This window comes from Paenibacillus sp. UMB7766-LJ446 (assembly GCF_030226665.1).
Classification (GTDB): Bacteria; Bacillota; Bacilli; order Paenibacillales; family Paenibacillaceae; genus Paenibacillus; species Paenibacillus vandeheii.
In genome coordinates this window covers 255,343-273,566 of record NZ_JASOYM010000009.1, presented here as the reverse complement: position 1 = coordinate 273,566, position 18,224 = coordinate 255,343, and the positions used below count along the sequence as shown (strand labels likewise).

Genomic DNA, 18,224 nt, shown 5'->3' with positions numbered 1-18,224 from the left:
AACGGGATGTAGCTCAGCTTGGTAGAGCACCTGGTTTGGGACCAGGGGGTCGCATGTTCAAATCGTGTCATCCCGATCTCAAAAAAGACAGACTATCTTTTCATAGATAGTCTGTCTTTTTATTTATATTTTGAAGTATGCTGAGCAATAACAACCTCTTCACTCATGGCAACCTTTAATAAGGGAATAACTATAGCTTTTATCTTGTTTGCGCTCAAGTGCAGCGCATTACTGATGCCTTAGGTTGATTTTGCATAAACCCCAAGTCTTTCGGTCACAATAGGTTTAAAAAGTGATAGAAGGGGTTCATGTGAACACGTTTAACTTCAAAAAACAATTCAAGAGACGCTGGCGTCGGTGGAAACGAACAGTATGGATGACTGCAGCGCTGGCTGCTGTAGCTATATTGGCTTACAGTGGTTTGCCGATTTCTTCTGCGATTGAGCGTTTACTAACGACCAATTTCAGCGAGGCTGTATCTGTAATGGGACCTGTTACGAGTGAACAAAGGTCTGAGCAAGACATTCAGACTTTGATGGAACAACTCGGGTCTGATCCGGACCGTTTAACGAGTGTTGTGCTGGAGACGCAATATATATGTGGGGTAGAGACGGAACAATTGGGAAAGATGGCTGTTCCTCAATGGAAGATGCTGCTCGTTCAACATCCGGATTGGGATGCTCAGGTTGAGTCAGCAGCAGTGTTACGCGTTAAGCAACATGTGGACGATCTTTCTCCACTATGTAAAGAGCAGGCGTATATTAGTATAGATGCTGTGGGCAATCTCAACCTTTATGAGGGGAGACCAGCAGAAGAGAAAGTCATCCGTACTTTTTTTCAAATGGACGTAGGAACGTTGGAGACTTCATTGCCGGAAGGTGTGTTAGAGCAGTTGCAGCAGGGGATCCGTATTCAGGACAAGGATGAGTATGATAGTGTGATTTCGACGTTCAGCGATTATGCGGTGGAAGAAGCCAATAAAGAAATCCGTAATGGCGGATAAATAAATAGGCTGATCTGTATTGAACGTATTTGTTTACATCGGATAGAGAGAAGTACCTGCTCGAAGGACATTCACAGCTTATACAACATACGAAGTGAAACGAAGGACATCGAAAGATGTCCTTTTTGTCGTTCCATGACCGAAACACCTGAATATGGGAGATAACGAATGCAGGTTGTTCACGAAATTCAGGCGAGTGTAAGGAAGGACAAAGTTTTTCCTGCCGCAGGGTCTATCTTTTGTTATAATGAAATGAACGATACATATGTTCGCTTTTGTAAGGGAGAGATGGATTTGCGTTTTTTGGGAATTGACCCGGGGATTGCGATTGTCGGTTTTGGTTTTGTGGATAAAATCGGCAGTAAGGTAACCCCTGTACAGTATGGCTGTATTCAGACTGAAGCTCATACCCCTGAAGAAGAACGGCTGCTTCATGTATATGAGGGCATGGTACAGCTGATTGATAAATATAAACCGGACGCGGTAGCGCTGGAGAAACTTTTTTTCAATCGTAACGTCACAACAGCGATGTCTGTCAGTCAGGCGAGAGGTGTCATGGTACTGGCTGCTGCCCAGAAGGGACTGCCTATTGCCGAATATACGCCGATGCAGATTAAGCAGGCAATTGTTGGATACGGAAAAGCGGAGAAGCGGCAAGTGCAGGAGATGGTCAAAATGTTTTTGCGTTTACAGGCAATTCCGAAGCCGGATGACGTAGCGGATGCTTTGGCTGTAGCCGTGTGCCATGCACACTCCTATACATTAAATTCCAAGTTGAATGAGGTATTGCGAAAATGATTGATTTTCTAAGAGGACAGTTTATACATCTGGAGAACGAATATATTGTGCTTGATGTGCACGGAGTCGGTTATCGTGTGTTCTGCCCGAACCCTTTTGCATTTGCGAAGCAAGAGGGCGAAATTATAGTGTATACCCATCACCATGTACGTGAAGATGCGATATTGCTGTTTGGTTTTGCTACTCGGGAGGAACAGAAGTTATTTCGCAAGCTGATCGAGGTATCAGGTATTGGCCCCAAAGTTGCTCTGGGTATACTTGCTGGCGGTACGCCGGATCATGTCGTGACGGCCATTTATCAAGAGAATCTGACGTTCCTGACCAAACTTCCGGGAATTGGCAAGAAAACAGCGCAGCGTATGATACTGGACCTCAAGGACAAATTGGATGGTTTCGGTGCTGCCACGTATGCAACAGGTTTGTTTGCTCCTCCTTCAGAAGAAGCAGGAAGCGGCTCTGCCTGGGATGAGGCTCGTGAAGGTCTCAAGGCGCTGGGTTATACCGACAGTGAGCTCGATAAAGTATGGCTCAAACTGAAGAAAGATGTTACTTCGGCTGATTCTGTTGATGTGTTAATGAAACGGGCACTGCAAATGCTGTTTACAGGATAATTAATTTTGCCTCTATAATAGAGCAGTAAGCCGCATAAAAAAGGTAGGGATGAACATGGATGACCGGATTATTTCCGCGAACCTGATGATGGAAGATCAAGCTGTGGAGCTCAGCCTTCGTCCCCGGTATTTGAATGAATATATCGGGCAGAACCAGGCCAAGGAGAATTTGAAAATATACATTGAAGCCGCCAAAATGCGTAATGAGGCGCTCGATCATGTGTTGTTATATGGCCCGCCTGGACTTGGGAAAACAACACTTGCGAATATCATTGCCAATGAATTGGGTGTTAACTTGCGTACGACATCAGGACCCGCAATTGAACGCCCAGGCGATCTGGCTGCGTTGCTGACTAACCTGCAAGAAGGGGATGTCCTGTTTATTGACGAGATTCATCGCCTTCATCGTACGGTAGAAGAAGTAATGTATCCCGCGATGGAAGACTTTGCGTTGGATATTATGATCGGAAAAGGCCCAAGTGCCCGCTCTGTACGTCTTGATCTGCCATCATTTACACTGATTGGTGCTACAACCCGTGCAGGCTTGCTGTCTGCGCCTCTCAGAGACCGGTTTGGTGTTATTAGTCGGCTGGAATTCTACACGGTGGACGAGCTGGCTTACATCGTCTCACGAGCCTCCGAGATTCTAGGGGTGGAGATTGTTGGTAATGCCGCTGAGGAGATCGCATTGCGCTCCCGTGGGACGCCAAGGATTGCCAATCGTCTGCTAAAAAGAGTGCGTGACTTTGCTCAGGTACGGGGTGATGGTATCATCACACAGACTCTGGCGGAAGAAGCACTGCAACGTCTTCAGATTGATCCGCGCGGTCTGGACGAGATCGATCACAAGATGCTCAAATCAATGATTAACAGTTTCCGTGGAGGCCCGGTGGGTCTGGATACGATTGCCGCTACGATCGGTGAAGAGAGTCAAACCATTGAGGATGTTTACGAGCCCTATCTGCTGCAGATTGGTATGCTTCAACGTACACCGAGGGGCAGAATTGTAACGGACCAGGCCTATCATCATCTGGGTTTGCCTGTTCCACCGAGAGATGCCAAATAAATTGTGATTATATATCAAAGAGATTCATTTCAAAATACAACTTGGGACAAACATGGAGAGGAGACTGATCGTGGGGAAAGCAATGCAAACAAAGAAGTGGAGTCGGCGTTTGAAGGTTCTGGCCGCAGCTCTGTTGACGGTAGGGTGTCTGCAAGTGCCTGTGTATGCCGCTGAAAGTGATGGACAGATGATCCGGGTAGCCATGTTTGCGAACCTGGGGAGTACGTATAAATCGACTACACCACTGATTACGCTTGAGTCGAGTGGGAAATGGAATATTGGTTCCGAAAGCGGAGCAAGCATAACCCTTCCGGCAGGACAAATCCGTTTCAGTGCGGATGGATTCCGCGTCAAAGTGTTGGAAACAGGGGATTTCAAAACGGCAGCAGCAGCTGCGAAATTGTTGCAGGCCACCAGCGATAAACCGTTGTTGTTTACAACGTCTCTGAATGGTAAAGCAACCTATCAGCTCTACACTGGTAACTATGCTACAGAAGCGTTGGCCGGACAAGCGGTAGCACGCGTGCAAAAAGTGGCCGCAGCCCAACTGGGGGGACAAAAACCAGCGGTGACGGGCAGCAAGCGTCTATCGGCTGGAGTCTACAGTTCACTTCAAGAGGCAGAAACAGCGCAAGCGTCCTTTTTATCGGCAGGAATTAGTGCTTATACGGTGCTTCAACTGGATGGAGGAAGTCAAGGGTATACCGTATGGGTTGGTGAAGCCTCAACAGATGCTGAGCTGGCAACATTCAAAAAGAGTGTGGAAGCCAGTGTTCCAGGAGTATCCCTATCTCCGGTAAACAGTAATAGTGCGGCACTTATCATCCGTCAGGATGCCGGGTTAAGTACCGATACACTTAAAACAGCACCGCACTACACCATTGCTGGAAGTGAAGCCAAGGCGTTAGTTCAAGGAGACGGCAGTGGAATCAAAGTGGTGGAACGTTCAGGGCGGACCTATCGCGGTAACATGGAAATTAGCATTGTAAGTGGCGATTTGGCTTTGGTTAATGTCGTTCCACTGCAGCAATATTTATACTCCGTCGTTGGTGCAGAAGTTTATTCATCCTGGCCAGCAGAAGCACTGAAAGTACAGGCTGTCGCTGCACGTTCTTATGCACTTCAACAAGGGGACCGTTTTAAAATTGCCAATGTCGTGGATACCACGCTCAGTCAGGCATACAACGGAATGGGCTCAGAGAATGATAAGGTCTCCAGCGCGGTTGATGCCACCTCTGGAGAAGTTATCAAGAGCGGTGGTAAGATCGTGGAAGCTGTATTCTCTTCCAACGCAGGGGGACAGACTGCTGACCCATCCGAGGTATGGAACGGAGGCGCGGGTGTGTTCAGTAACGTGGACAGCCCGGGAGACACATCGGCCCAAGCTGGATTACAAACATGGTATCATGTGCTGTTGAGTACAGGAGTCAGCGGCTATATCCGTGAGGATAATATAAAAGAATTAACGACCAAAACGGATGCGGGTTTAGCCAAAGTGACCGTTACTGCGCAAAATACCAATGTGCGTCCCATTCCGTTAATTCAATCCAATGTTGAACCGGTAGCGAAAATAAATCCAGGCAACGAGGCTGTTGTTCTGGCCAAAGTGCCGCAATCCAATGATTATGCTTGGGTAAGAGGACCATTCACGTCAGCGCAATTGGTTAAATCCTTGCAGGGTAAAACGACTTCTACTGTTCCATCTTCGATTTCAACGCTGGAAGTGACCAAGCGTGGGCCATCAGGAAGAGCACTTGAAGTCACTGCGAATGGCCAGCCTATGTCGGTAAAATATGCAGATACATACCGCTCAGCTTTAGGTGGATTACCGAGTACTTTATTTGATATTGCAGGGACCGGAAGTTATACTGTATTAGGCGCTGACGGCAAAACAGCAAGCAAAACCGGCTCACAGGGTGCTGCTGTACTATCTGCCTCAGGCACAGGAACTTCATCCAGTAATGCTCTTGTGGTTATGAGTGGTGATGGTCAAGCTCGAGCTGTAACTCAGGGCCAAAGCTTCATGTTTATCGGTCAGGGCAACGGGCACGGATTGGGCTTGTCCCAATGGGGTGCCAAAGGCATGGCAGATGAAGGGTATGATTACCAGGCAATATTGAAACACTATTATCAAAATGTGACTATTGTTAAGGAATGAATAGAATATGAATGTGAACTTATATGATTTTGAATTGCCGGAGAAATTGATTGCACAGACGCCGCTGCTTGACCGCACGGCGTCCCGGTTGCTTACCTTAAACAAGGAAAGCGGTGAGGTTAACCATCACACGTTTCCTGATATTATCGACTTCCTTCAGCCTGGAGATACGCTGGTGTTGAATGATACACGAGTTCTTCCAGCCCGTTTGTTCGGAACCAAAGAAGATACGGGGGCAAAGGCGGAAGTACTCCTGCTCAAAAACGTGGAGGGCGACCGTTGGGAAGCTCTGGTTAAACCAGGCAAGAAGCTGAAAACCGGCTCGGTCATCGTTTTTAGCGACGAGCTCAGAGCTGTTATTGATGAAGAAGGCGAGATGGGAGCGCGATTGCTTACGTTCTCCTATGATGGAATATTTCAGGAGATTCTGGATCGTCTGGGTGAAATGCCGCTGCCTCCTTATATCAGAGAGACACTGGATGACCGCGAAAGATATCAAACGGTATATGCGAAGCATGAAGGATCGGCTGCTGCGCCGACAGCAGGATTACATTTTACGGATGAACTGCTGAACCGGATACGGGATAAAGGCGTTAATATAGCTTTCATCACGCTTCACGTGGGACTCGGAACATTCCGGCCTATGTCGGTTGATAAAGTTGAAGAGCATGTCATGCATGAGGAATACTATTCCTTGTCTCAAGAGACGGCGGATCTGATTAATGAAACGAAAAAACGTGGCAACCGTATATTTGCTGTAGGAACGACAAGTTGTCGAACACTTGAAACGGTGGGGAGCAAATTTGAAGACGGGCAGCTGCAAGAGAGCAGCGGCTGGACCAAAATCTTCATCTACCCGGGATATACGTTCAAGGTGATCGACGGGATGCTTACGAATTTCCATCTTCCCAAATCCACATTGGTCATGCTGGTCAGTGCACTTGCGGGCAGAGAACAAATCATGCATGCATATGAGGAAGCAATTAAAGAACAATACCGTTTCTTTAGCTTTGGCGATGCCATGTTGATTTATTAAGTTGTGAAGGTATTACGATTAATTTTTAGAGGATGATTAAAACCAATGGCAGCAATTACGTATGAACATATCAAAACCTGTAAACAATCCGGAGCCCGTTTGGGACGTGTACATACACCTCACGGTATTATTGAGACACCAACCTTCATGCCTGTAGGAACACAGGCGACGGTGAAGACGATGAGTCCCGAAGAGCTGAAAGAGATGGATGCTCAAATCATTTTGAGTAACACCTATCATCTTTTTCTGAGACCTGGGCATGAAATTATACGTCAGGCAGGCGGACTGCACAAATTTATGAACTGGGATCGTCCGATTTTGACTGACAGTGGCGGGTTCCAAGTGTTTTCTCTGAGTGAGATGCGCAAAATTACGGAGGAAGGCGTTAACTTCCGCTCCCATCTCAATGGGGACAAAAAGTTCCTTTCGCCTGAAGTGGCAATGGAAATTCAGAATGCACTGGGCTCCGATATTATGATGGCTTTTGATGAATGCCCGCCGTATCCGGCAGAGTATGAATATGTAAAAAAATCACTTGAAAGAACGAGTCGCTGGGCAGAACGTTGTCTGGAAAGTCATGCTCGTCCAAATGATCAAGGGCTGTTTGCTATCGTACAGGGAGGCATGCATGAAGATCTTCGCCGCCAGAGCGCGGCAGATTTGACTTCCATGGATTTCCCGGGGTATGCTATTGGTGGACTGAGTGTTGGAGAACCGAAACATTTGATGTATGGTGTGTTGGACTACACCGTTCCTTTGTTGCCGTCCAATAAACCACGCTATCTAATGGGTGTTGGTTCACCCGATGCATTGATTGAGGGATCGATTCGCGGAGTGGACATGTTCGATTGTGTTCTGCCTACCCGAATTGCCCGTAACGGAACTACAATGACCAGTCAAGGACGTCTGGTAGTTCGTAATGCCAAGTTTGCAACTGATTTTGGGCCACTAGACCCTGAATGTGATTGCTACACTTGCCGTAACTATTCCAGAGCTTATCTGCGTCATTTAATCAAAGCGGATGAAACGTTTGGCTTACGTTTGACGACCATCCACAATCTTCATTTCTTGCAGAATTTGATGCGCAATGTGCGTAAAGCCATAATGGAAGATCGTTTGCTTGATTTCCGGGATGAATTTTTCGATCAATATGGTCTTCATGACAATGACAGAGGTTTCTGATCAGGGGTTTTTGCGGAGCCGAAGTAACAAGTTTTACTTGTAAGTATAGTCGATAAGGGGGAGTTTGAATGTTCCAAGGATTAACAGCAACAACTGGAAATGCGGGCGGTGGAATTGTATCTCTGATAGTACCTTTGGTACTTATGGTTGCGATTTTTTACTTCTTGATGATTCGTCCACAGAACAAAAAACAAAAGCAACGTAATTCCATGTTAGGTCAATTGAAAAAAGGCGATAAAATTGTTACCATCGGTGGTCTTCACGGAACGATCGCTGAAATCACGGATGATGTGGTTGTATTGCGTGTAAACGATGTAACTAAACTGACATTCGATCGTAATGCGATCAGCAGTGCAGTTGCCCGCGATACGGCTGAATAAATCCTAGATGTTAAAAAGCCTGTAAGGCTATGAGTACGTTTGCAGCGTATTCTTCATTGTCAGAGAACTGGATCTCCTTGGAGACCCGGTTCTCTTTTTCTTTTTTTAGTAACCGTTACACCCCGATCTTCTATGATCTTCGTGTGTTGACTCCAAATATACCGCCTAGTGCAGAAATAAGGAAGGCACTTGCAAGCTGCAGACTGTCTTTCCAATTGAACGAGGCGTCGAGTGCCAAAAATCCGATCAGCAATACAATTAGTCCGTAAACGATTCCGGTAATTCCTCCGTGGTACCAGCCTCGCTCACCTGACCTCTTGCCAGATACAAATCCACCGACCAGCAAGGACAAGCCATGTATAACGTACGTATACAGGGAAAGATCCTGTTCCCGCATTCCGGTCATCCAGAGAAAGAAGGATAGAATCAGTGCGCCTAACATCATCCAGACAAAAGCATGACAGAGGCCCGAAAGAACCGGGTTAGACATTCGAAATGAAACCATTCGGCGAATCAACTGCATGAAGCAACCCCCTTGTACAAGTTTGAAATTAATACAGTGTATGGTCAAGCCCTCCGACTTATGAACTGAATTTTCCATTAAATGAACGGTTTATATTTGCATGAGCATGTAAGCTTCAGGCCAAAATAGAGATTACGCTTCAGGTACCTGTATAAAATTCAGATCCGAAGGAGGAACCCTGTTGTGAATTTCTCAGATGTCGGAGCACATATCTTTCGAACTATACTGATGTATTTTATTGTCTACGGTGCAATCAGACTAATGGGCAAACGAGAAATCGGGAAGCTATCCATGTTTGATCTGGTTGTTTCCATTATGCTTGCAGAGATTGCGGCATTTGTGATTGAGGATACCAATAAACCCTTGTTTCATGGTATCGTGCCCATGCTCACAGTACTTGTTGTGCAGATTGTCATGGCTTTTCTCAGTCTCAAGAGTCGTAAGTTACGATTAATGATTGACGGGAAACCTACTGTGTTGATTTCCAAGGGAACATTGCATCGGGATGAGATGCGTAAGCAGCGGTATAACCTGGATGATCTTTTGCTTCAGTTGCGCGAACAAAATATCGACAGCATCGATGAAGTGGAATTTGCCATTTTGGAGACGACAGGCAAGTTAACCGTTTTTCCCAAAAACCAGTCCTCCTCCAGTGGTAATAATGCCTCTGGCAAGGATGGAACTATAAATAGCATTCAAAAAGCGAGAAAAGAAAAGGTCGATGGATTCCAAAATATCAAATATGAAGGGCTGCCCCTGCCCCTGATCATGGATGGCAAAGTGCAAGACCAGAACCTTGAGCTGATTCAGAAAACACGATTTTGGCTTAAAAATCAGATGCAGGGGAAGGGCATTCTTGATTTCAAAGATGTATTTTTATGTTCCATAGACCATAATGGAAAAGTATACGTAAGTTTGAAAGATGAAAAGTGAATTTATTTATGTGAACGGCGTTTAAACCAGGAACCGATAATGGGAGCACGGGAAAGATCGTGAAAATCAATCATTTTGGTCCAGCCCATAACCATGAAATAAACGATCAGACCAACAAGTGGCGCGAGAAGCATTCTGAGCCAGAACGGAAGCAGGGTCGCAGTCTGTTCGTAAATCACCAGAGTAGCGCCGCCCATGATGAGCATACCAGCACCTGTTTTGACCCAATCCATCATCTTGAAACGGAACTGTAACAGGCTGCGCACACTTCTTGCATGTAATAGAGTAACGACTGTTGAATTGACACAAATGGCAATCACCGCACCAAAAATACCGTATTCCGGCCGGGAGGCGAGTACCAAAATCAGCGTAATTTTGATAACAGCACCAATAAACGTATTGAGCAGTGCTTTCCCCGGACGATCAAGTGCCTGAAGAGCGGCTTGAAGAGGAGCTTGAATGTAGATAAACAAAGCAAAAGGAGCCATAAGCTTAAGCATGCTTCCAATCGATGCATCATTATACAGGACAAGACACATCGGTTCGGCAAGCACATACATAAACACAGAAAATGGAGCACCTGTTACAAGCGCTAGCCGCAAAGCCTGATGCATCCGTTTATGAATGAGCGCACGGTCACCTTGAGCCGAGGCCTCAGACAATGAAGGAACGAGTGACGTGGCTAACGAGGACGTTAATGCTCCTGGCAGTAGAAGTAGCGGTATAATCATGCCTTGTAATGCTCCATACTGGGCCGTTGCAAGCCCTTTGGAGATACCTGCAATAGCCAGACTCTGTGCGGTTACAATCGTCTCAGCTAGATAGGATAGGGAACCGACTAACCGCCCGGCAGTTACGGGGACAGAAATCGCGAGTAAACGACGGAGAAGTCCAGGTTCTGATCCGGTTGAGTTTTTTAAACGAGCAGGTTTGGGTTTGATTGGAGTTTCGAGTATTGGCTGATGTTGCTCGAGATATTTCTTCTGTCTGGCATAGTTCCACAATAATACGAGCATACCGACGAATTCACCGACAAGGGCTCCCAGCATGGCTCCTGCTGCAGCTTGGGCAATTCCTTTGGGCAAAAGGAGCCAGGAGAACCAGATCACACAGATAATGCGAATGACCGTTTCAACGATCGATGAAACAGCCGTAGGCATCATGTTTTGCTTTCCCTGGAAATAACCTCTGTAGACTGCAGATACGGCGATAATGGCAATCATAGGGCTCATGCTGACAAACGTGTGATAGACCCTCTCATCGGTCAGAACATACCGGGTGACCCATGGAGCGAAAATAATACACAAAAACATAAACACAACACCAAGGGTCAGTGTGAAGCTCAGGCTGATTTGCAGAATCCGTTGGGGTGAATAACGGTTGGCACCTGTATCCGCTTCGGCTACGAGCTTGGCTACAGCCAATGGAATACCACCAGTGATCAATGTGACGAGTACGATGAAAAAGGGATAGCTCAGTTGGTAGATGCCAACACCTTCTGCACCGATGACCCGTGGCAGCACAATGCGCGGGATGAAACCGAGAATCCGATTAATAATGCCTGCGGCGAGCAGGATCATGGCTCCCTGGATAAATGTCTGTTTCTTCAAGACTACCCCTCTTTCCCGGTTGGAGTGCAGGTTTTCATAAACGGGACAAATCCCTCGTTCTTCATCCTATGCCAGTCCAATATCTTCTCATGACAACTTGGACACGATTAACAAAAAGATCCATCAACAGCAAGAAGGAATATGATCGGGTAAAGTCGAATGATGTAATATTGATGCCGCATAAAGGCTTGGATGTATGAAGGGAGGCTCCCCGTTGGAGGAAATGAATGATGTGGAGTTGGAACAGTCTATAGAGATGCTCTGCCGCAGCAAAGCAGAGGAATTAAGGCTTGTCGGTTACGAATATGTCACCAGCAAAGATGTCTGGAATTGCATCAGTCATAAATATGAAAAGCAGGGCATTCCACCGCTTCACCAACTGGTGAACGACATATTGTCACTGAAAGCAACAAGCTTTATGAACTTTATGACCGTGTCTGCATACCGGGGGTCCTCTTTCTAAACGAAAGGGATCTTTTTTGTTGGAAATTGACTGCTTTTTACGGCATCGCTATAATAGGAATATTGAGAACGAAAGGGGATCTAGGAACGGCATGAAAAGAATCGTCAGTTTCATTTTGGTCGTGCTTGTGACCGCAGGAGTAATGTTGGGCACAAGTCCAGGGCTGCTCAAAAATATACGCTTGGGCCTTGATTTAAAAGGAGGCTACGAGATCTTATATGAAGCAGAGCCGCTGGAAAAAGGACAAGAAGTCACCAAAGCATCTTTGGTGCAAACAGCAAAAAGTTTGGAGAGCCGTGCCAATGCGCTCGGAACAAGCGAGCCGGAAGTAACAACTGAAGGAACTAACCGGATCCGCTTGAAGTTGGCCGGGGTTACCGACGAGGCTGAAGTCAGAGCCAAAATGAAAGAACCTGCTGTCATGACCTTCCGCAGTAAAGCTGAGAATGACAAAGAAGGCGAATACACCAAAATCGAGCTTCGGGGAAATGAGTTCGTGGAGAATGGTGCCAAAGTGGTATTTAACCAATTGAACGCACCGATGATCGATATCCAGGTTAAAGACAAAGCCAAGTTTGCTGAAATCACCAAACGTTTGATTGGACAACCTTTGGCGATTTATCTGGATGATCAGCTGTTATCTGCTCCAACCGTGCAGCAGCAACTGAGTGACGGTTCTGCGCAAATCACGGGTAACTACTCACGTGAGGAAGCCAATCAGCTTCGCGATACGATTAATTTGGGCGCGTTGCCGTTGAAACTGACAGAAAAGTACTCTCAAAGCGTTGGTGCAACGCTTGGTAAGCTATCTCTGGACCAGACGATAAAAGCGGGATTAATTGGTTCCGTAATTATCTTGGTGTTCATGATTGGTTTGTACCGTATTCCGGGGATTATTGCGAGCTTTGCCTTAATCACACACACGTGGCTGGTACTTGCAATCTTCTACTTGGGAGAATTTGTACTTACCCTTCCAGGGATCGCGGCATTTATTCTGGGTATAGGGATGGCCGTGGATGCCAACATCATCACGTATGAGCGGATCAAGGAAGAGATGCGGAGTGGTAAGTCCATATTGTCATCGGTTAGAGCTGGTGGTAAGAGTTCATTCCGTACCATCATTGACTCCAACATCACGACGATCATTGCGGCTTCAGTGATGTTCATCATGGGTACAGGTGCGGTTAAAGGTTTCGCATTGGTACTGATTTTTGACATCGTAACCAGCATTATCACGAATATTTTCTTCTCCCGCTTCCTGTTGACCCTGCTTGTGCGGGCTAACGTGTTGAAGAAGCCTAAGTACTTCGGAGTGAAGGAGAGTGAAATTCGTGCGCTTTAATTGGAATTTTGATTATGTTAAAGGCAGTAAAATTGCCTATACCTTTTCCATTATTTTAACGATTGCAGGTATTATCAGTATTCTGGCCCTGGGATTGAATTATGCGGTAGATTTCCGTGCCGGTTCAAATGTAGATATCTCGGTATCAAAGGTGATCAAAACGGAACAAATCAATCCTATTGTGAAAGACCTTGGCGTTGACACAAAGGATGTTCATATTACAACAGGTGCTGACCGGGTTAACGTTCGTTTCTCGAACGTGCTGGATGAGAATCAGGAAAGCAAGTTTAAGCAAGAGTTCACCAAGCTGGATTCAACCGCTTCGTATGAAGTCAACACGGTTGACCCGGAGATGGCTAAAGAACTGGAACGCAATGCCATATATGCGGTTCTCATCGCAAGTATCGGGATTATGATCTATGTAGCTATCCGGTTCGAATGGCGATTTGGTGTGGCTGCTGTTGTTTCGCTCTTCCATGATGCATTTGTAGTTATCAGCGTATTTTCGATCTTCCGACTGGAAGTGAATCTGACCTTCATTACGGCTGTACTAACCATTGTCGGGTTCTCGATCAATGATACAATCGTTATCTTTGACCGAATTCGCGAGAATATGCGTTTTGCTAAAAAGACTACAAAAGCCGATTTGCGTGAAGTAGTCAACCGCAGTTTGTCGCAAACGATGACACGTTCTTTGAATACCACATTCACCGTGTTTATCGCTTCGCTCTGCTTGTTTATTTTTGGTGGAGAATCCATTCGCATGTTCTCACTTGCTATGGTTATCGGAACATTGTTCGGTGCTTATTCTTCAATCTTCATCGCCGCTCCATTGTGGCTGGCGCTCAAAGGTAAACAAACAGAGAAACCTAAAGCAGCTGTCAAAGCATCCAACTAAACATTGTATTGTCAAGCCGCGTCTGCCAGGCGCGGTTTTGCAACTTTAGGTAGAGTATTAAGGGGGGCATCGCCATGACCAGAGAACGTTTCCCTTCTGTTCACGCTGCCACATGGAGCGGGATCGCCGGGAATTTGACACTCGCAGTAATCAAGGCTGGGTTCGGTTATATGGCAAACAGCAAATCGTTGCTTGCAGACGGCCTGCACTCTGCTTCAGAAGCTGCTTCTTCATTGTCCGGCCTCTTTCCCTCGAAGTCTGTACAAACCAAAAGAAAGGCTCGTAGGGAGCGGTCAAAGGAACATTCACGTATCGCGAGACCTGGAATTTCGGTATTATTATCTGTGCTCATCCTTATGGGAGGATTGCAGATTGCTATCTCCGCTTTGGGTAGTCTGTCTGGAGATGAACCAGAGTCGCTAGAGAAGTATACCCATGCACTTGTCGTGGCTTTTGCAGCACTGGCTGTGAAAGAAGCAATCTTTCAATATCAATACAGATATTTTCGTAAACGAAATCAATCGCAGGCTCTGGCGTATGCACAGCAGCATCGTCGGGCACTCTACTGTTCACTTATCGTCTTGGTCGGCATTGTAGGTTCCATGACAGGAGAAACAACGGGGTGGAGCATTCTTCGATATATGGACCCGGCAGCTGCATTAATCGCTTCCTGTTTTGTGCTTCATAAAGGGTACAGAATGATTGTGGATACCGTATATGGTTCGCTTGTTCAGGAATTGGAGCAGGAAGAAGCGCATGACTTCAAAGAAACGGTGCAGCGTGTATATGGCATTATTACAATTGAACATCTGGTCGCACGTGAACAGGAACATGATGTTACGATTGAACTGGTCATTAGTGTGAACCCGAGAATTTCCGTGCTCGAGGCACAGGAGATTGCGAATCGGGCGAAGACACTTCTCCTGACTCGTTTCAGTCATGTTAAAGAAGTACAGATCCAGGTTATACCTTATGATCCCGGATATCCTTATAAATCCAATCATGAACTGCCAGATCCTGAAGCGACATTAATTCAGTAATGAAGCTTGGTCCAGTAGATCAGGAAAGGAGCGTTATCATTGCTTTATTCGCAATACCGGTGGAATACACCGAATATCGATTTGGAGGCGGCTGCGGGACTCTCGCAGGCGCTTTCCGTTTCATCACTTGTTGGACGTTTGCTGGTCAGTCGGGGGGTTCATAATGAATTAGAGGCAGAACAGTTTCTGCATCCTGATCTGAATCAGATGCATGATCCTTATCTGCTTCTAGGCATGAAAGAAGCAGTGCCTCGAATCCAGCAGGCCATTGAGCGTGAAGAACATATTTTAATATATGGGGACTATGACGCGGATGGAGTATCGAGCACATCCTTGATGATTCATCTGATGCGTTATCTCGGTGCTTCCTACGATATTTATATCCCTCATCGTTCCAATGAAGGCTACGGGTTACACAATCATGCCTTGGATTGGGCTCATCAACAAGGCGTCACGCTGGTTATCACGGTAGATACCGGAATCAGTGCGGTAGAGCAGATTGCCTATGCTTCAACACTGGGCATGGAAGTTATTGTGACGGATCATCATGAACCGCCTGAAGTTTTGCCTGAGGCTTACACGCTTATTAATCCCAAGCTTCCGGACTGTCCTTATCCTTTTAAAGGGTTAGCTGGTGCGGGTGTAGCGTTGAAGCTGGCTCAGGCATTGATCGGTGAAGTGCCTGGAGAATGGATGGAGATTGCTGCGATCGGTACGGTTGCCGACTTGATGCCTTTGGAAGGCGAGAATCGGGTTATCGTCAGTTATGGCATTGAATCCATGCGAGGTACGCGTCTGCCTGGTGTTAGTGCTCTGCTTGAAATTAGTGGTGTGGATCAAAGTCAGGTCACCTCAATTAATATTGCCTTTGCAATGGCTCCGCGTATTAATGCAAGCGGACGTCTGGATCATGCTGGCAGAGCCGTATCGCTTCTTACAACCGAGAATCTGGATGAGGCACACACTCTGGCAGGTCAATTGGACTTGCTGAATCGTGAAAGGCAGCAGGTTGTTGAGGGCATACTTCTGGAAGCGACAGCCCAGTTGGAACAGAAAATTCAGCTTAACTCCGGAGCAGTGCCGGATGTCATCGTTTTGGCGGGAGAAGGCTGGAATGTTGGAGTCGTAGGTATCGTGGCTTCCAAGTTACTTGAACGGTATTATCGGCCAACGCTTATCCTTGGAATCGACCCGGAGAGCGGCGCTTGTAAAGGCTCAGCACGCTCCATAGAGGGCCTGGACATCTATGAGGCATTAACGGCTTGTAAACACACGATGGATCATTATGGTGGTCATCCAGCTGCAGCAGGTATGAGCCTCCATCGTGATCAGCTTAAAGAGCTGGAAGACGGACTGAATGAGTTTGCGGCATCCGTTCTGACGGAGGAGGACTTTGTTCCCCATCGTCTTGCGGATGATGAGTGCAGAATCAGTGATGTGCCATTGCAGGTCATTCAAGAGATCGACAGACTCCAGCCATTTGGCATGAGTAATCCTTCTCCTCGGTTTGTTTTGCGCAATGTGACTGTAAAAGAAACACGGACGATGGGACGCGAAAAACGCCATCTGAAATTGGTTTTGGAGCAGGACGGGCAGCAGCTGGAGACGGTCGCTTTTGGTAAGGGAGCATTGGCTGATTTTCTGCCACCAGGCACCATTATTGATGTTATGGGTGAGTTGTCCGTCAATGAGTGGAACGGGATGAGAAAACCACAATTGATGCTTCAGGACATTCAAGTACCACATGCGCAAGTGTTTGATTTGCGAGGCAGTACGGAGCCTTTGAACGTAATGAAGCAGTTCTTGAGCTCGCTTGAAGTCCATTTACGATACAAGTCAGGCTCTATTGGTGCCATCGTACGGAAAGAAACGAATGTTTCCGAGGGAAATTCATTGTATGAACCGTGCCTTTGGGTATATGATAGAAAGGTCGGGTTGTTTCCGTGCAATGCTGCCGCGCAGCATTATGGGCAGGAACAGGTCCGGACGTTATTTGTGTTTGATACGCCGGAAACCCCGGAACAACTTGATGCAATGCTGGCCTTATTCAGCGGAGCCGAGAATATCATCCTTCTGCACGGATCAGGCAATCGCCGAGATCGCCTTCAGATGCCTTCCAGAGAACTCTTCAAGCGTATTTATATGCTGGTGTCCAAATGGAGAGCTGAACCAGTGGAGGAACAAGAGATCACTCCTGTGCTCAGTCGTCAGTGTGGTTGTACACCGCGCATGATTACAATGATGTTGGATGTATTTGAAGAGTTATCGTTCATTACCCGAGAAGATGGAAAGATTATGTTTGTGGATAACCCGCCCAAGCGTGAGCTAACCGCTTCGCGACATTATCAGGCGCTGGAAAGTATGGCCGAGACAGAGCAGGTGATGCTGGATGCATCTACCCCTCAACTGACACAATGGATGATATCCCGGATGAAGGGCGTATCTTAGATAGAAGTTGTGCATTTATTTTAGGAGGAGATTATTTTGGATTTTAAAGATTATATTCGTGTCATTCCTGACTTTCCACAACCGGGAATCAGCTTCAAAGACATTACGACATTGTTGAAGGATGGAGAAATGTACCGCAAGGCGATCAATGAGCTGAAAGTAATGGTTTCGGATCTCAAAATTGACGTTATTGCCGGACCTGAAGCACGTGGATTCGTTGTGGGCGCTCCTCTGGCGTACGCTCTGGGTGTCGGTTTTGCTCCGATTCGTAAAAGCGGAAAATTGCCAGGAGAGACGATCGAAGTCGGTTATGATCTTGAATATGGCAAGGATACGCTTGCTATGCATACAGATGCGATCGAAAAAGGACAAAATGTTCTGATTGCGGATGATCTGCTGGCAACAGGCGGAACAATTGCTACCTCCATTAACCTGATTGAACAATTGGGTGGCAAGATTGTAGGTGCAGCATTCCTGATTGAGCTGTCTGATTTGAATGGACGTGCAAAATTGCCGGGAATTGATGTATTTACATTGATGAATTACTAGAATTCCAGCATTCATTGCTGTTAAATCACGTGAACTGGATCTCCCGTTTCCCGGGAAATAATATACAGCATTAACTATTTGCAAAAAGCCTGTCCCTCAACCTGTAAAGGTGAGAGAGCAGGCTTTTTGCGTTGTACGATGTATAAAATGAAGATGAATAAACATGATTCGTTCAGATCAGTCG

General features: G+C 46.5%; 17 protein-coding genes and 1 tRNA gene. 16 read left to right on the top strand and 2 right to left on the bottom strand.

All coding sequences use genetic code 11. The annotated features are described in order from the left end of the window. Positions 1-2 precede the first annotated feature (2 nt). From QP794_RS22170 to yajC, 9 genes are all read left to right on the top strand, one after another. Positions 3-76 (top strand) — tRNA-Pro (locus QP794_RS22170). Positions 77-310: 234 nt separating this feature from the next. Continuing rightward, on the top strand, positions 311-1,003 hold the full coding sequence (locus tag QP794_RS22165) for a BofC C-terminal domain-containing protein (protein WP_285078916.1): 693 nt from the start codon (positions 311-313) through the stop codon (positions 1,001-1,003). A gap of 294 nt (positions 1,004-1,297) precedes the next feature. Beyond that, a complete protein-coding gene (gene ruvC / locus QP794_RS22160) occupies positions 1,298-1,801 on the top strand; it encodes a crossover junction endodeoxyribonuclease RuvC (protein WP_024633031.1) in 504 nt (167 codons plus the stop codon). Beyond that, positions 1,798-2,412, top strand: a complete 615-nt coding sequence (gene ruvA, locus QP794_RS22155; protein WP_079350721.1) for a Holliday junction branch migration protein RuvA — start codon at positions 1,798-1,800, stop codon at positions 2,410-2,412. Before ruvC ends, ruvA begins: the two co-directional genes overlap by 4 nt. Before the next feature lie 55 nt (positions 2,413-2,467). Further along, entirely contained in the window at positions 2,468-3,478 is a 1,011-nt protein-coding gene (gene ruvB / locus QP794_RS22150) for a Holliday junction branch migration DNA helicase RuvB (protein WP_024633033.1), read from the top strand. An 82-nt stretch (positions 3,479-3,560) separates the two neighbouring features. After that, a complete protein-coding gene (locus QP794_RS22145; protein WP_483311940.1) occupies positions 3,561-5,636 on the top strand; it encodes a SpoIID/LytB domain-containing protein in 2,076 nt (691 codons plus the stop codon). A 7-nt stretch (positions 5,637-5,643) separates the two neighbouring features. Beyond that, entirely contained in the window at positions 5,644-6,672 is a 1,029-nt protein-coding gene (gene queA, locus QP794_RS22140) for a tRNA preQ1(34) S-adenosylmethionine ribosyltransferase-isomerase QueA (protein WP_285078914.1), read from the top strand. Between the two features lie 45 nt (positions 6,673-6,717). Next, positions 6,718-7,854 (top strand): tRNA guanosine(34) transglycosylase Tgt, encoded by a 1,137-nt coding sequence (gene tgt / locus QP794_RS22135; RefSeq protein ID WP_094939106.1) that lies wholly within the window; start codon positions 6,718-6,720, stop codon positions 7,852-7,854. 68 nt (positions 7,855-7,922) lie between these two features. Continuing rightward, the gene (gene yajC / locus QP794_RS22130) at positions 7,923-8,234 is read left to right on the top strand and encodes a preprotein translocase subunit YajC (protein ID WP_079350717.1); all 312 of its coding nucleotides are present in this window, start codon (positions 7,923-7,925) and stop codon (positions 8,232-8,234) included. A 130-nt stretch (positions 8,235-8,364) separates the two neighbouring features. On the opposite strand, the gene QP794_RS22125 is transcribed toward yajC, so the two are convergent. Further along, complete coding sequence (locus QP794_RS22125; protein WP_285078913.1) at positions 8,365-8,757, bottom strand: TIGR04086 family membrane protein; 393 nt, start codon at positions 8,755-8,757, stop codon at positions 8,365-8,367. A gap of 228 nt (positions 8,758-8,985) precedes the next feature. Between QP794_RS22125 and QP794_RS22120 the strand changes: the two genes are divergently transcribed. After that, entirely contained in the window at positions 8,986-9,690 is a 705-nt protein-coding gene (locus tag QP794_RS22120) for a DUF421 domain-containing protein (protein ID WP_285078933.1), read from the top strand. A 2-nt stretch (positions 9,691-9,692) separates the two neighbouring features. On the opposite strand, the gene spoVB is transcribed toward QP794_RS22120, so the two are convergent. Beyond that, the gene (gene spoVB / locus QP794_RS22115) at positions 9,693-11,300 is read right to left on the bottom strand and encodes a stage V sporulation protein B (protein ID WP_285078912.1); all 1,608 of its coding nucleotides are present in this window, start codon (positions 11,298-11,300) and stop codon (positions 9,693-9,695) included. 223 nt (positions 11,301-11,523) lie between these two features. On the opposite strand from spoVB, the gene QP794_RS22110 reads away from it, so the two are divergent. From QP794_RS22110 to QP794_RS22085, 6 genes are all read left to right on the top strand, one after another. Continuing rightward, positions 11,524-11,763, top strand: a complete 240-nt coding sequence (locus QP794_RS22110; RefSeq protein ID WP_175383441.1) for a post-transcriptional regulator — start codon at positions 11,524-11,526, stop codon at positions 11,761-11,763. A gap of 91 nt (positions 11,764-11,854) precedes the next feature. Continuing rightward, positions 11,855-13,105 (top strand): protein translocase subunit SecD, encoded by a 1,251-nt coding sequence (gene secD, locus QP794_RS22105; RefSeq protein WP_094939105.1) that lies wholly within the window; start codon positions 11,855-11,857, stop codon positions 13,103-13,105. After that, positions 13,095-14,003: a protein translocase subunit SecF gene (gene secF / locus QP794_RS22100; RefSeq protein WP_285078911.1), complete on the top strand. Its 909-nt coding sequence runs from the start codon at positions 13,095-13,097 to the stop codon at positions 14,001-14,003. Before secD ends, secF begins: the two co-directional genes overlap by 11 nt. A 74-nt stretch (positions 14,004-14,077) precedes the next feature. Further along, positions 14,078-15,043, top strand: coding sequence for a cation diffusion facilitator family transporter (locus QP794_RS22095; RefSeq protein ID WP_285078910.1), 966 nt, complete (start codon positions 14,078-14,080; stop codon positions 15,041-15,043). Positions 15,044-15,082: 39 nt separating this feature from the next. Further along, positions 15,083-17,491, top strand: a complete 2,409-nt coding sequence (recJ, locus tag QP794_RS22090; protein ID WP_285078909.1) for a single-stranded-DNA-specific exonuclease RecJ — start codon at positions 15,083-15,085, stop codon at positions 17,489-17,491. A 36-nt stretch (positions 17,492-17,527) separates the two neighbouring features. Continuing rightward, positions 17,528-18,040: an adenine phosphoribosyltransferase gene (locus QP794_RS22085; protein ID WP_024633046.1), complete on the top strand. Its 513-nt coding sequence runs from the start codon at positions 17,528-17,530 to the stop codon at positions 18,038-18,040. Positions 18,041-18,224 lie beyond the last annotated feature (184 nt).